Below are 14,442 nucleotides of genomic sequence, written 5' to 3'. Positions count from 1 at the left end.
ATAATGTTATGAAAGAGAATAGATGGCTTAAACGTATTGGCTACGGTTTTGGCGATTTCGGCTGTAATTTGGTATTTGGCACAATGGCATCTTATTTGATGTTCTTTTATACCGATGTTTTTGGCATTGAAGCGGCGATTGTGGGGACAATGCTACTTTCCACCCGCTTGATTGATGCCGCAACTGACGTAATTATGGGCTTAATTGTGGATCGCACCAAAACCCGTTGGGGTTCCGGTCGCCCTTATTTCGTCATCGGTGCGATCCCCTTTGCCCTGTTTACCGCGCTGACCTTCTATGTGCCGGATTTCGGACAAACAGGTAAAATTATTTGGGCGTATGCCACTTATACTATGCTTTCTACCGCTTACACGGTTGTGAATATTCCGCTCAATACTATCGTGCCTCGTTTAACCTCCGATATTCACGAACGCAACATACTTGTTTCCGGTCGTATGGTGTGTGCCTTATTGGGTACCGCAGTGGTAATGAGTATTACCCAGCCTTTGGTGGAATTTTTCGGTCAAGGCGACTATGAAAAAGGCTATTTTTGGACAATGAGCCTATACGGCGTATTGGCGATGTTTATCTTTTTCTTTACCTTTAGCCAAACAGAGGAAGTTGTACCGCCGACCGTAGAAAGAAGTGCCGGTAGCTCCGTATGGGACGATTTCCGTGGTTTAACCAGCCAAACTTGGATTCTAGTGTTAGTGAATTTCCTTTATTTTGGCTTATATGTGGTGCGTAATACTTCAGTTATCTACTATTTTACCTATAACCTCCAACAAACCGATTGGTTAGTGTTTGTCGGCTTTTTTGGAATTTTATCCGGCTTACCTATTTTATTTGTCCTGCCAAAATTACAAAAAATGTTTCCGCAACGCACATTGATTATCGCTTGTGCGGCACTCTACATTCTCGGCGATTTAGTCGCTTATGTTGGCAAAGATTCCGCAACAATGGTGATCATTAGCTTGGCAATTACCGGCTTGGGAATGTACGGCATTTTCGGCGTAACTTTCGCCATTCAACCCGATGTGATTGACTATTCCGAATATGAAAAGAACCGCAGTATTCCGGGAATGATTGCCTCTTTACAAGGTTTCTTCGTAAAATTTGGAATGGGCGTTGCCGGTGCCTTAATCGGTTGGATTTTAAAATCCGGCGGCTATCTCCCGAATGTGGAACAAACCGACTCTGCCTTATTCAGTATTGAAGTGTGTTTTATCTGGATTCCGTTGATCATTTGCGTGGCGGTTATCGTGCTGATGTCGTTCTATCGTCTTGATGCGATCCGTGGCAAAATGACCGATGTCTTAGAATTACGCAGAAAACAAATGGCGTATGCCGCTCAAAACTAACGAAACAGAAGGAATATTCAATGTTAAATGAACAATTTATTATCCCGATGACAGGATCATTGCTTCACTTGGAACAAGTTCCCGACAAGCACTTTTCCGATAAATCCTTAGGCGAAGGCTTTGCGATTAAATTAAGTGGCGAAGTGGTGGTGAGTCCCATTTCCGGTATTGTCATCGCCGCTTTTCCCAGCGGACACGCCTTTATTATCCGCCGTGAAGAAGACGGCTTGGAAGTTTTAGTACATATTGGCTTGGATTCTGTACGCCACGAAGGAGCTTTCCGTCCGCAAGTACAAAAATACGCCCGTGTTAAACAAGGCGATGTGCTAACCTATGTGGATAAAAGCAAATTCACCGATAATGAAAATGCCCTCATCTCACCGATTGTGTTTTCAAACCCGAATATTCAAATTTCTCTGCATACTGAAAATAAAGAAGTCAAAGTGGGTGATGAAAATATCATCGGCGTGAAGCTCTAACCACTAAAAGTGCGGTCAATTTCTCGTTTGTTTTTGGAATGATTTGAAAACGCACAATGTGGAAATAATGTCATAGGTAGGGACATCAGTGGGGTGCCCCTATTTTTCGCAGATAAACAAAGGAAAAAATGGAACTACGTCGCCCAACCTTGCAGGATCAAAATGCCGTTATTGAAATGATGGATGAATTTATCAGCTATCAATCCAAGCACGATAGCGGTTTTTGGGATAAAAATCAGTTTGATTATTTGACTTGGTTGCAAAATAATCAGGATGCTGAACAGGGACGAAACTTGCCTGAAAATTTTGTTCCTGCCGTTCAATTGGTTTCCTTTGATGAAACAGGACGAGCCTTGGGTTTTCTGCAAATTCGCCTACAACTCAATGATTTTTTACGACAACAAGGTGGGCATATTGGCTATTCAATCCGTCCTAGCGAACGTCGCAAAGGGTATGCGAAAGTTCAGTTACATCTCGCCCTCCCCATTGCCCGCAGCCTAAAGTTAGAGCAGGTACTCATCACTTGTCATTGCGATAATGCTGCCAGTAGGGCAGTTATTTTGGCTAATAGTGGCGTTTTAGAAACAATATCTAAAGGAATAGAACGATATTGGATAGATTTAAAAGCAATTTCTTAAAAAGTGCGGTCGATTTTTCAAAAGAAAAACCGACCGCAAATTTAAACCGCCACTAAAAATGATGACAAAATCAACGAACTAATGGCGTATTCGTTTATGGCAATTAATGCCCGCCACAACCACAGCCGCCGTGATCGTGACCGTGTTTATGACCACCGCCACAGCAACCGCCGTGTTCGTGTTCGTGATGGTGATGACCACCGCAACCGCAGCAGCCTTCTTCGTGATCGTGATGATGATCGTGCGCACCGTGAACGTGACCGTGTGCAATTTCTTCTAAGGTTGCTTCACGTGTTGCCACCACTTCAACCGTAAAATGTAATTCTTGACCGGCTAACATATGGTTGCCGTCAACCACCACTTCATCACCGTCAACTTCGGTAATCACAACGGGAATCGGGCCAATATCGGTATCCGCTAAAAAACGCATTCCTACCACTAATTCATCAACGCCTTGGAATACCTCTTTTGGCACACGTTGAACCATATTTTCGTTATATTCACCGTAACCTTCTTCCGGTTTTACACGAACTTCAAATTTATCGCCAACCGCTTTGCCTTCTAAAGCATTTTCAAGCCCTACGACTAAATTGTTATGACCTTGTAAATATTCTAAGGGTTGATTTGCCGGTGCTTCATCTACTAATACACCATCTTGTGTACGTACTTGGTAAGCAATGCTTACCACCACATTTTTTGCTACATTCATTGGTTTTTCCTTATTGTGTGAAAAATGTTGCCATTGTATAGAATAAAAAAGAATTGTATAGAAAATTAATCTTTACCAAATTCAATTCGTGCATTTGCCCGCACGCGAACACGTTCTTTACCGTTCTCTAAAAATGCCTGATCTGTCGCTTCCGAAGAAAGCATCGCCATTTTTGCCGACCGTGGTGCGGCATAGGCACGAATTGGCGCTTGCTCATTAACGGATGAAATATCCAAATCAAGAATGCGATAATCTTTCATTTTTAATGAATTTTGAATTAATGCGGCTTTTTGCTTGAATTTTTCAATGACGGCTTGGGTCAATTCATTTTCTACGTGCATTAATTTTTCGGAAGAAATGGAAGCACTCACATCTTCCACCGCCATCACATCATCTAATGTGGCGATAACTTGAGAGATAGCTTGGAAATCTTGGCTTTCCAACACTAATTCGGCACGGGCAATCCAACCGTTTTTCTTGCCTTGTGCATCATAACGAACGGAAGTATTGCGGGAATTGCCTTTAATATTGACCGCACTTTGTGCTTTGGCGATTGCCACGGCTTTATTTAAACGTTCGGAAATGGTTTTATTTAAATCCGATAAATTTTTACCGTCAACTTGGTAAAACAGATGAACCTGTAATAAATCGCGATCAATTTCAGTTTCGACTTCCGTATTGAACGACACCACTTGAGAAGGCGTTGTAGCGGTATTTTCCGCAAGTGCGGTAGTGCTAAAAGGCAAGGCTAGAAGGGCAAGACTAAGGGTTTTCAATTTCATAAATTTCTCTCAAAAAAATGACCGCACTTTCGCGGTCGTTATGGGGGAAAGTAAAGGATAAAAATTAGTGTAAACGTGGTTCTTCGACCTCGTCTTCATCAAAAAATTCCCCATCGTTGCCATATTCGTCTTCATCGGAATTTGGATCTTCAAAATAAGTTCCCCAACCGTCATAAATGCCTTTGTTTTTTTCAATTAAAGGTAAAATTTCTTTTTGTTGGGCATCAATAATTTCTGCCTTTAATTCCACTTCGCTAATGATGTCAAAACAAAACAGCGGTTTACCGTTATCATCTTCAAATTCTTCCGCTTCGGACACTTCATAGCCGGCTTTGAACGCATCTACGGCGATTTTTTCCAGCAAATCAAAGTCGTAGTGGGCAACGTGATGTTCAATAATATAAAGTGCCGCAGGGTCGCTACCGTCATTGAGTAAGTCAGAGATAATTTCGCGGGTTTCGGTTTGAAGTTCGGCAAAATCAGTCATTATTATTTCCTTAATTGGCGTGAAAAGTGCGGTTATTTTAGTGGATAAATCCACAAAAGTCGCATAGAATTTTGCACCATTATTTTCTCACAAAACATTGCCCACATTATGTTTGAACAACTCCCTTATCTCGCCTTAAAAACACCGCCAAAATCAACCGCACTTTTAAAACAGGAATGTGCCGATTTTATCGTTAAAGAAGTGCTTGGCTACGAAATGTCGGGCGAAGGGGAATTTGTGGCATTAAAAGTGCGAAAAACCGGTTGTAATACCCTCTTTGTGGGGGAAAAACTGGCAAAATTTGCCGGCGTGTCGGAACGCAATATGGGCTATGCCGGTTTAAAAGATCGCCAAGCGGTGACGGAACAATGGTTCTGTTTACAAATGCCGGGGCAGGAAACGCCGGATTTCAGCCAATTTGAATTGGAAGGCGTTGAGATCTTAGCCGTCACCCGTCATCACCGTAAAATCCGCACCGGTAGTTTGCAGGGCAATCATTTTGAGATTTTGTTACGTGGTGCGATAGAAACGGACGAACTCAAAGTGCGGTTAGATTTTGTCAAGAAATTCGGTTTTCCTAATTATTTCACGGAACAACGATTTGGAAGGGATGGGCATAATCTCACGCAGGCATTGCGTTGGGCAAAAGGCGAGATTAAGGTGAAAGATCGTAAAAAACGCAGTTTTTACCTTTCTGCCGCCCGCAGTGAAATTTTTAATTTAGTAGTGGCGGCACGTATTGAACAAAATATGGCAATGCAGGTTTTTCCGAATGATATTGTGCAGCTAAGCGGTTCGCACAGTTGGTTTAAAGCCGATGAAACGGAGGATTTGGCAGCATTGCAAATGCGGCTGGAACAGGGCGATATTTTGCTCACTGCCCCCTTAATCGGTGAAGAAAATCTCACTGCTTCAGCGATTGAAAATACCATTGTGGCACAACACGATGTTTTTGTCCCGTTGATGAAGCAGGAAAAAATGAAAGCGGCACGCCGTCCGTTATTAATGCAGGCGCAATATTTTCATTGGCAGTTTACCGAACAGGGATTAAAACTGCATTTTTATTTGCCGGCAGGTTCTTACGCAACGGCATTGGTTCGAGAATTAGTGAATTATAAGGAAGCATAATGCGAATTTTATTAAGTAATGACGATGGTTTTCACGCAGAAGGAATTCAGGTTTTAGCGGCGGAATTACGCAAAATTGCCGATGTGGTGATTGTGGCACCGGATCGCAATCGCAGTGCGGCATCCAGTGCGCTCACCTTGGTTGAGCCGTTGCGTCCCCGTCATTTAGATAATGGTGATTATTGCCTCAACGGCACACCTGCCGATTGTGTGCATTTGGCGTTAAACGGTTTTTTATCGGGACAGGTCGATCTGGTGGTATCAGGCATTAATGCCGGTTGCAATATGGGGGATGACACGATTTATTCCGGCACGGTGGCGGCGGCGTTGGAAGGCCGTCATTTAGGTTTGCCGGCGATTGCGGTTTCTTTAGACGGGCGTTTACACTATGAAACCGCGGCACGGGTGGTGGTGGAGCTGATTCCAAAATTACACAATCAATTATTAAATCCGCGTGAAATTATCAATATTAATGTGCCGGATGTGCCTTATGAAGCACTGAAAGGCTATAAAGTTTGCCGTTTGGGTTATCGATCTTCTGCGGCAGAAGTGATTAAGCAAACAGATCCACGTGGCGAGCCGATTTATTGGATTGGCCCTGCAGGCTTGCCTGAAAACGAACAAGAAGGAACAGATTTCCACGCGGTGAAACAAGAAGGAACAGATTTCCACGCGGTGAAAAACGGTTATGTTTCCATTACGCCGATTCAGGCAGATATGACGGCACATCACGCAATTCAATCTTTACAAGATTGGTTGGAACGTGAATAATGTGGCGTTTTGGCGAATTGAGAAACAAAAGGTGATGAAATGAATATTTTTGGGGCGATGTATGATAAAACAATGGCGTGGTCAACACATCGTTTGGCGGCGTTTTGGTTATCTTTTGTGAGTTTTATTGAAGCCATCTTCTTTCCGATTCCGCCCGATGTAATGCTGATCCCAATGTCAATGTCAAAGCCAAAAAGTGCGGTCAAATTTGCCCTTTATACGGCGATAGCTTCAGTGATTGGTGGAATCGTGGGATATGCCATTGGTTATTTTGCAACGGATTGGGTGCAAGGTATTGTGCAACAATGGGGCTATGGCGAACATTGGGCAAAAGCCATGAGTTGGTTTGAACAATGGGGCGTGTTGGTTGTTTTTGTTGCCGGATTTAGCCCGATTCCGTATAAAGTGTTTACCATTTGCGCCGGTGTGATGCAAATGGCATTCTTCCCCTTTGTACTCACCGCATTTGTTTCACGTGCGGCACGCTTTTTATTGGTGGCAAAATTAGCCGCTTGGGGCGGTGAAAAATTTGCGGCGAAATTACGCAAATCCATTGAAATTATCGGTTGGTCGGTTGTCGCGCTTGCGGTGGCGGCTTACTTTATTTTGAAATAATAGGATAGATTATGAATAAATATTTATTTGCGTTGTCTATGACGTTGGTTTTAGCGGCTTGTACTTCCTCTTCCGAGGTCAAAGTAAAAGATCCAAATGCATTGCCGGACGGTATTATGCAACCGGTGGAAGGAACAGGCGCTGTTGCCGGCGGCAGTTTTATGCCGGAAATTGAACATCAGGCTATGCCAAATACAATGAAATAAGAAGGAAAAATAAATGAAAAAATCGTTTTTATTATTACCCTTGAGTGTTGCCATTTTGAGTGCGTGTTCATCAAATACACAAGCACCGATTGAAAACGCTGACGGCTCACTCACCCCGGGCATTATGCAGCCTGTTGGTGGAAATAGCGGCGGTAGCTGGCAGCCTGAAATTCAACAAAATACAATGCCAAATTCGATGGGATCAAACACGGCGGGTAACAGCGTACAAGCCGGCGTTCAAACACCACAACCTAATTTTCAACCGATTCAGCCTGCCGTAACCACACCTGTCACACCGGTACAGCCACAGACAAAAACGGTGACGAAAACTATTTCGGATTGTACCAATTCGGCAGTGGTTAATGTTCCACGTAATCCAAATACCAATGCACCGGATTATAGTCAAATTCAAAAAGGTTCTTATAAAGGCAGCACCTATAAAGTAAACAAAGGCGATACGATGTTCCTGATTGCTTACTTGGCAGGAATGGACGTGAAAGAGCTGGCGGCAATGAATAATATGTCCGAGCCTTATAGTTTAAGCGTAGGCCAAACCTTAAAAATCGGTAAATGCACCACGAAAACCGTAACAACAACCGTACCGGTCAATACAACCACAACTGCTTCGAGTGTGAAACCGACCGAACCGGCGGTGACTTACACCGCCGGAGCAAATGGTACACAGATTGGCTCTGATGGTACGGTGATTGGCCCGATTAAATCAGGGGCAGGCGTGCCTTCCGCTACACCAAACTACAATACTTCAACCAATGTCCCTGCAACGCCTACCACCACAGTGAATACCACACCGGTAAACGCCAATGTGGTTGCACCAATTGCGTCTAATGTGGCGTGGCAATGGCCGGCAAGTGGCAATACTATTCAAGGCTTCTCAAATGCCGATGGCGGTAATAAGGGAATTGATATTTCCGGCTCACGTGGGCAAGCGGTGAAAGCGGCGGCGGCAGGCCGTGTTGTGTACGCAGGTAACGCATTGCGCGGTTATGGTAACTTAATCATCATCAAACATAATGATGATTTCCTCAGTGCCTATGCCCATAACGATAGAATTCTTGTGAGCGATCAACAAGAAGTGAAAGCCGGTCAAGAAATTGCCAAAATGGGTAGCACCGGAACAAATGCTGTAAAACTTCACTTTGAAATTCGTTACAAAGGTAAATCGGTTGATCCGATTCGTTATTTACCAAGACGATAGGAATGTCTAAAGCATTATCAATTAGATCAAATCGGTTAGTTTTAAAAACTAACCGATTTATTTATGCGTATTGAAAAAGGAATGAACGCAATAAAAAAAGTGGTCAATTCGACCACTTCAACATTGAATTGAAATCTATAAGGTTTTTAATTTTCGACAAAGTTCAATGCCGTTTCAACAACCTCAATCCCTGCCCCTTGCTTGAAGGCATTTTCGCTTAAATAACGCCGCCATTGACGCGCCCCTTTACAGTTTTGGAATGCCCCAAGCATATGACGGACAATATGATTTAAATAAACGCCTTGGCTCAGTTGTTGTTCGATATAGGGCAACATTGCGAGAACCGCTTCCCGTGGGGTAATAATAGGGGCATTTTGATCAAATAATGCGTTGTCAATCATCCCCAGTAAACTTGGATTTTGATAAGCCTCACGCCCGACCATTACGCCATCCACATATTGTAGATGTTGTTTCATTTCCTCTACGGTTTTAATGCCACCGTTTATGGCAATGCTTAAATGGGGGAAATCACGTTTGAGTTGATAAACCCGTGCATAATCAAGGGGAGGAATTTCCCGATTTTCTTTTGGGCTGAGTCCGGAAAGCCAAGCCTTACGGGCGTGGATAATAAATTCTTTGCAGCCTTTATTTTGCACCTTCTCAATGAAGTCGCATAAAAATTCATAGCTATCCAGTTCATCAATGCCAATACGGGTTTTTACCGTTACCGGAATATTGACCGCACTTTGCATTTGTTCCACACATTCGGCAACCAAATCAGCTTTTGCCATTAAACACGCCCCGAACATTCCGTTTTGTACCCGATCGGAAGGGCAGCCTACATTCAAATTAATTTCGTGATAGCCCCGTTCTTCGGCTAACTTTGCACAATGTTTAAGTTGAGTGGGATCACTTCCGCCTAATTGTAAGGCAACGGGGTTTTCACGCACATCAAAATCCAGATGATCATATTTGGCGTGAATAATTGCAGGGGCGGTCACCATTTCCGTGTAAAGCAACGCCTGTTTAGAAAATTGGCGATGGAAATAACGACAGTGGCGGGTTGTCCAATCAAGCATTGGTGCAACGGAAAAACGACCACAATAAAAGTGCGGTTGATTTTGAGGCATTTTTATTTCTCTTGGTTATCGCGGGTGAGATCTTGAATTTGAAGTTCTTGCATACGCTGACGAAAACGTCCTGCCGCGAAATGATAAAAAGGTTTCGGATTAAACTGGCGCGAGATTATGGAGGCGATGATACTGGAAATCAAGAGCCAGATGAGAACGGTTTGCGCACCGGTCATTTCCATTACAACCACACTGGCGGTAACCGGTGATTGTGTTCCGCCTGCCAAAAATGCCGCCATACAGAGAAGAACAAGGAAACGTTGATCAACCATTCCGCCGCTGATTTCCCATAACATCGAGCCAATTCCGGCACCGGTGGTGAGGGAAGGGGTGAAAATGCCGCCGGCAATGCCATTCCAATAAGTGGCAACCGTGGCAAAAAGTTTGAGAATACCTATTTCAGGATCAACGGAATCACCTTCTAATGCACGTGCCACCACATCATAACCCGTGCCATAGGTTTGCCCTTTGCTATAAGTGCCGATAGCGGCAAGCAACAATCCTAATAATAACGCAACATAAATAGGATGACGGCGAATCCAGCCACGCCATTTTTCAGGGGAGATGCCTGCGATTCCTTTCGCTAACAAACGCCCAAAAATACCGCCTAACACACCACAAAGGATACCGCAGGCAATAAGCCATAAATAAAGATAAGGCACATCTGTCGCCCCTTTGTAAGTGGGAAAATAAGGGCTGTTCCCTTGAATCGCCACCAAAATAAAACCTGCCGCCAACACGCCCATTAAGACGCGGCGTTCCCAACGTAACATCACACCACGACCAAGTTCTTCAATGGCAAAAATTACCCCTGCCAAAGGGGCATTGAATGCGGCAGCCAATCCACCGGCGGCACCGGTTGCCATCAGTTCATTTGTGCTTAATCCCCTAAAGGCGAAGTTGTGTTTACGGCAAAAATTTCCCCATGCCAACATCACGGCGGCCCCCACTTGGACGGAAGGGCCTTCACGCCCAACGGAGGCTCCGATAAGCATTGCTAAAAAGGTGAGCGGAATTTTCCATAGGGTCTGTCCAAAGGCAAGTAGTTTAGTTTTGTAGTTGCTGTGGGGAAGGTTAATTGAGGCAATCACTTGCGGAATACCGCTGCCACCGACATAAGGGGTAAATTTAGCGGTAAACCAAGTGAGGGCGGCAAGCCCAAGAGGAAGAATAAACCAGACCGCAAGGGGATAGCGTGCCGACCAATGGGCGTTGAGTTCCAAGCCTGCATCGGCTAATTTGGCAAAACCTAAGGAAAAAAGGGCAACAAGCGTTGCGCCAAGAATCAGGCAGGCAAATTCTAAGGTTTTGCGTGAAATGCGGTGGGTTTGACGAAGTTTTTTGTGATAAAAATAGCGGGTTTTTACGCGGATTGTTCGTAACATTGATTGAGTATTTTTCGGTGATTTTGGCGAAATTATAGAACGAGGAAAGAAATCGGGCAATCAATGAGGGTTATTTCACAAAAAAATGGCTTATTTTTGACCGCACTTTGGCGATCTATGCGGATCTTCCCATCGGATCTTCAGGATTGTTTGCTTATTGACAAGCCGCTATATAACGATTAGAATTCGCCGTCTATTTCTGTATGGAAGTAGAATTTTTGAACAACATTCTATTATTGAATAACATTTAAACTGGAGCTTTTTAATGGCAACTATCAACCAGCTAGTACGCAAACCGCGTGTGAAAAAGGTTGTAAAAAGCAACGTTCCTGCATTAGAGGCTTGCCCGCAGAAACGTGGTGTATGTACTCGTGTATATACTACAACTCCTAAAAAACCTAACTCAGCGTTACGTAAAGTATGTCGTATTCGCTTAACTAACGGTTTTGAAGTAACTTCTTATATCGGTGGTGAAGGTCATAACCTTCAAGAGCACAGTGTTGTATTAATCCGTGGTGGTCGTGTTAAAGACTTACCGGGTGTGCGTTACCACACAGTACGCGGTGCATTAGACTGCGCAGGCGTGAAAGATCGTAAACAAGGTCGTTCTAAATACGGCGTTAAACGTCCTAAAGCTTAATGGTTCTCCGTTAAGTAAGGCCAAACGTCTAAATTAGCAAAACAATTTAAACCATAAACTCCAGTCAAAAAGTGCATTTGCACTGCAAAGTTTCTCAATGAGAAATATTGCTGATGGGTTTTGGATATCCTGAAGATTAAAATACGGAGAAATCGCAATGCCACGTCGTCGTAGTGTTGAACCACGCAAGATTCTTCCAGATCCGAAATTCGGTTCAGAATTACTTGCAAAATTTATTAATGTAATTATGGTTGACGGTAAAAAATCCGTTGCCGAATCAATTGTTTATGGTGCTTTGGAAACCTTATCCCAACGTACCGGTAAAGAAGCTTTAGAAGCATTTGAAATCGCCCTTGAAAATGTACGCCCAACCGTTGAGGTTAAATCCCGCCGTGTTGGTGGTTCGACTTATCAAGTACCGGTTGAAGTGCGTCCGGTTCGCCGTAACGCATTAGCGATGCGTTGGATCGTTGAAGCGGCACGTAAACGTGGTGATAAATCAATGGCTTTACGTCTTGCAAATGAATTATCGGATGCTTCCGATAATAAAGGTGCAGCTGTGAAGAAACGTGAAGACGTTCACCGTATGGCTGAAGCCAATAAAGCATTTGCTCACTACCGTTGGTAATAAGCTTTTGAATTTTAGAGGCTTCATCATTGATGAAGCCTTACCCTTATATAAACAGATATTAAACTAAACAAGGTTATAATAATGGCACGTACAACTCCTATTGAAAGATATCGCAATATCGGTATTAGTGCGCACATTGATGCGGGTAAAACAACTACTACTGAACGTATCTTATTCTATACAGGTGTAAGCCACAAAATCGGTGAAGTACACGATGGTGCGGCAACAATGGACTGGATGGAACAAGAGCAAGAGCGCGGTATCACCATCACTTCTGCGGCAACCACCGCATTCTGGTCCGGTATGTCACAGCAGTTCCCACAACACCGTATCAACGTAATCGACACTCCGGGACACGTAGACTTTACTGTTGAAGTAGAACGTTCTATGCGTGTTCTTGATGGTGCGGTAATGGTTTATTGTGCGGTAGGCGGTGTTCAACCACAATCCGAAACCGTATGGCGTCAAGCTAATAAATATGAAGTTCCACGTATCGCGTTCGTAAATAAAATGGACCGTACCGGTGCAAACTTCTTGCGCGTTGTTGATCAATTAAAAACCCGCTTAGGGGCGAATGCCGTTCCACTTCAATTGCCAATCGGTGCCGAAGATAGTTTCACCGGTGTTGTTGATTTGATCAAAATGAAAGCAATCAACTGGAATGAAGCCGATCAAGGTATGACATTCACTTATGAAGATATTCCTGCCAATATGCTTGCAGACTGTGAAGAGTGGCGTCAAAACCTTGTTGAAGCTGCTGCTGAAGCATCAGAAGAATTGATGGAAAAATATCTCGGTGGTGAAGATTTAAGCGAAGAAGAAATCAAAGCCGGTCTTCGTCAACGTGTATTAGCAAACGAAATCATCTTGGTTACTTGTGGTTCAGCGTTTAAAAACAAAGGTGTTCAAGCAATGCTTGATGCTGTTGTTGAATATTTACCTGCACCAACCGATATTCCTGCAATTAAAGGTATCAACCCTGATGAAACCGAAGGTGAGCGTCACGCAAGCGATGATGAACCATTCTCTTCATTAGCATTTAAAATTGCGACCGACCCATTTGTTGGTAACTTAACATTCTTCCGTGTTTATTCCGGTGTAATTAACTCCGGTGATACTGTGTTGAACTCTGTACGTCAAAAACGTGAACGTTTTGGTCGTATCGTTCAAATGCACGCAAATAAACGTGAAGAAATCAAAGAAGTTCGCGCAGGTGATATCGCAGCCGCAATCGGTTTGAAAGACGTTACTACCGGTGATACTTTATGTGCGATTGAAGCACCAATCATTCTTGAGCGTATGGAATTCCCTGAGCCGGTAATTTCTGTTGCGGTAGAACCAAAAACTAAAGCAGACCAAGAAAAAATGGGTCTTGCATTAGGTCGTTTGGCACAAGAAGACCCTTCATTCCGTGTTCACACCGATGAAGAATCCGGTGAAACCATTATTTCAGGTATGGGTGAGTTACACTTAGATATTATCGTTGACCGTATGAAACGCGAGTTCAAAGTAGAAGCGAATATCGGTAAACCACAAGTATCTTATCGTGAAACAATCCGTACCCGCGTTAACGATGTTGAAGGTAAACACGCAAAACAATCCGGTGGTCGCGGTCAATATGGTCACGTTGTTATCGACTTGTATCCATTAGAGCCGGAAGGCCCGGGTTACGAATTTGTTAACGAAATTAAAGGTGGTGTAATCCCTGGTGAATACATTCCTGCCGTTGACAAAGGTATTCAAGAACAACTTAAATCCGGTCCATTAGCAGGTTATCCGGTAGTAGATATCGGTGTTCGTTTACACTTCGGTTCATACCATGATGTGGACTCATCAGAATTAGCGTTTAAACTTGCAGCGTCTTTAGCGTTTAAAGCAGCGTTCGCAAAAGCAAACCCTGTTCTACTTGAGCCAATTATGAAAGTAGAAGTTGAAACCCCACCTGAGTATGTGGGTGACGTAATCGGTGACTTAAGTCGTCGTCGTGCAATGGTTAATGGTCAAGAAGCGAATGAATTTGTTGTGAAAATTGATGCAGAAGTACCACTTTCTGAAATGTTCGGTTATGCAACAGACTTACGTTCACAAACTCAAGGCCGTGCCTCATACTCAATGGAACCGTTAAAATATGCTGAAGCACCAACAAGTGTTGCTGCTGCAGTTATTGAAGCGCGTAAAAAATAATTTTTGTAAACCAGCGGTATAAAACAGCGTTGTTTTATACCGCACTTTTAGGAAACATTAGCAATGTCTAAAGAAAAATTT

16 protein-coding genes are annotated in these 14,442 nt (G+C 43.5%); 11 read left to right on the top strand and 5 right to left on the bottom strand.

Going from position 1 to position 14,442, the window contains the following annotated elements; all coding sequences use genetic code 11:
* Window positions 1-8: 8 nt before the first annotated feature.
* The 3 genes from BKL49_RS08140 (at window position 9) to BKL49_RS08130 (ending at window position 2,478) form a co-directional block, all read left to right on the top strand.
* A complete protein-coding gene (locus BKL49_RS08140; protein ID WP_077424346.1) occupies window positions 9-1,361 on the top strand; it encodes a glycoside-pentoside-hexuronide (GPH):cation symporter in 1,353 nt (450 codons plus the stop codon).
* A 20-nt stretch (window positions 1,362-1,381) separates the two neighbouring features.
* The gene (locus tag BKL49_RS08135; protein WP_077424344.1) at window positions 1,382-1,840 is read left to right on the top strand and encodes a PTS sugar transporter subunit IIA; all 459 of its coding nucleotides are present in this window, start codon (window positions 1,382-1,384) and stop codon (window positions 1,838-1,840) included.
* A 128-nt stretch (window positions 1,841-1,968) separates the two neighbouring features.
* Complete coding sequence (locus BKL49_RS08130) at window positions 1,969-2,478, top strand: GNAT family N-acetyltransferase (RefSeq protein ID WP_077424342.1); 510 nt, start codon at window positions 1,969-1,971, stop codon at window positions 2,476-2,478.
* A 103-nt stretch (window positions 2,479-2,581) separates the two neighbouring features.
* Here BKL49_RS08130 and slyD read toward each other — a convergent pair whose 3' ends face one another.
* The 3 genes from slyD to rraB form a co-directional block, all read right to left on the bottom strand.
* Window positions 2,582-3,187, bottom strand: coding sequence for a peptidylprolyl isomerase (gene slyD / locus BKL49_RS08125; RefSeq protein ID WP_077424340.1), 606 nt, complete (start codon window positions 3,185-3,187; stop codon window positions 2,582-2,584).
* A 65-nt stretch (window positions 3,188-3,252) separates the two neighbouring features.
* Window positions 3,253-3,969, bottom strand: a complete 717-nt coding sequence (locus BKL49_RS08120; protein WP_077424338.1) for an SIMPL domain-containing protein — start codon at window positions 3,967-3,969, stop codon at window positions 3,253-3,255.
* 64 nt (window positions 3,970-4,033) lie between these two features.
* Window positions 4,034-4,456: a ribonuclease E inhibitor RraB gene (gene rraB, locus BKL49_RS08115; protein ID WP_077424336.1), complete on the bottom strand. Its 423-nt coding sequence runs from the start codon at window positions 4,454-4,456 to the stop codon at window positions 4,034-4,036.
* 108 nt (window positions 4,457-4,564) lie between these two features.
* Here rraB and truD point away from each other — a divergent pair, with 108 nt between their 5' ends.
* Genes truD through nlpD form a run of 5 tightly spaced genes read left to right on the top strand, consistent with a single transcriptional unit; the run spans window position 4,565 to window position 8,391 of the window.
* Window positions 4,565-5,584 (top strand): tRNA pseudouridine(13) synthase TruD, encoded by a 1,020-nt coding sequence (gene truD / locus BKL49_RS08110; protein ID WP_077424334.1) that lies wholly within the window; start codon window positions 4,565-4,567, stop codon window positions 5,582-5,584.
* The gene (surE, locus tag BKL49_RS08105) at window positions 5,584-6,354 is read left to right on the top strand and encodes a 5'/3'-nucleotidase SurE (RefSeq protein ID WP_077424332.1); all 771 of its coding nucleotides are present in this window, start codon (window positions 5,584-5,586) and stop codon (window positions 6,352-6,354) included. Before truD ends, surE begins: the two co-directional genes overlap by 1 nt.
* 39 nt (window positions 6,355-6,393) lie before the next feature.
* Window positions 6,394-6,969, top strand: a complete 576-nt coding sequence (locus BKL49_RS08100; protein WP_077424330.1) for a YqaA family protein — start codon at window positions 6,394-6,396, stop codon at window positions 6,967-6,969.
* An 11-nt stretch (window positions 6,970-6,980) separates the two neighbouring features.
* The gene (locus tag BKL49_RS08095; RefSeq protein ID WP_077424328.1) at window positions 6,981-7,175 is read left to right on the top strand and encodes a lipoprotein; all 195 of its coding nucleotides are present in this window, start codon (window positions 6,981-6,983) and stop codon (window positions 7,173-7,175) included.
* Window positions 7,176-7,188: 13 nt separating this feature from the next.
* Window positions 7,189-8,391, top strand: coding sequence for a murein hydrolase activator NlpD (gene nlpD / locus BKL49_RS08090; RefSeq protein ID WP_077424326.1), 1,203 nt, complete (start codon window positions 7,189-7,191; stop codon window positions 8,389-8,391).
* Between the two features lie 146 nt (window positions 8,392-8,537).
* Here nlpD and dusA read toward each other — a convergent pair whose 3' ends face one another.
* Together dusA and BKL49_RS08080 are read right to left on the bottom strand one after the other, a co-directional pair.
* Entirely contained in the window at window positions 8,538-9,521 is a 984-nt protein-coding gene (gene dusA, locus BKL49_RS08085; protein ID WP_077424324.1) for a tRNA dihydrouridine(20/20a) synthase DusA, read from the bottom strand.
* A 2-nt stretch (window positions 9,522-9,523) separates the two neighbouring features.
* The gene (locus BKL49_RS08080; protein WP_167367132.1) at window positions 9,524-10,906 is read right to left on the bottom strand and encodes a chloride channel protein; all 1,383 of its coding nucleotides are present in this window, start codon (window positions 10,904-10,906) and stop codon (window positions 9,524-9,526) included.
* Window positions 10,907-11,171: 265 nt separating this feature from the next.
* Here BKL49_RS08080 and rpsL point away from each other — a divergent pair, with 265 nt between their 5' ends.
* The 3 genes from rpsL (at window position 11,172) to fusA (ending at window position 14,361) form a co-directional block, all read left to right on the top strand.
* Complete coding sequence (rpsL, locus tag BKL49_RS08075; protein ID WP_005543325.1) at window positions 11,172-11,546, top strand: 30S ribosomal protein S12; 375 nt, start codon at window positions 11,172-11,174, stop codon at window positions 11,544-11,546.
* 157 nt (window positions 11,547-11,703) lie between these two features.
* A complete protein-coding gene (gene rpsG, locus BKL49_RS08070; RefSeq protein ID WP_077424322.1) occupies window positions 11,704-12,174 on the top strand; it encodes a 30S ribosomal protein S7 in 471 nt (156 codons plus the stop codon).
* An 84-nt stretch (window positions 12,175-12,258) separates the two neighbouring features.
* Entirely contained in the window at window positions 12,259-14,361 is a 2,103-nt protein-coding gene (fusA, locus tag BKL49_RS08065; protein WP_077424320.1) for an elongation factor G, read from the top strand.
* Window positions 14,362-14,442: the final 81 nt, after the last annotated feature.

The sequence above is a fragment of the Rodentibacter myodis genome, assembly GCF_001999305.1.
Lineage (GTDB): Bacteria > Pseudomonadota > Gammaproteobacteria > Enterobacterales > Pasteurellaceae > Rodentibacter > Rodentibacter myodis.
This window is presented reverse-complemented; position numbering and strand designations above follow the sequence as displayed.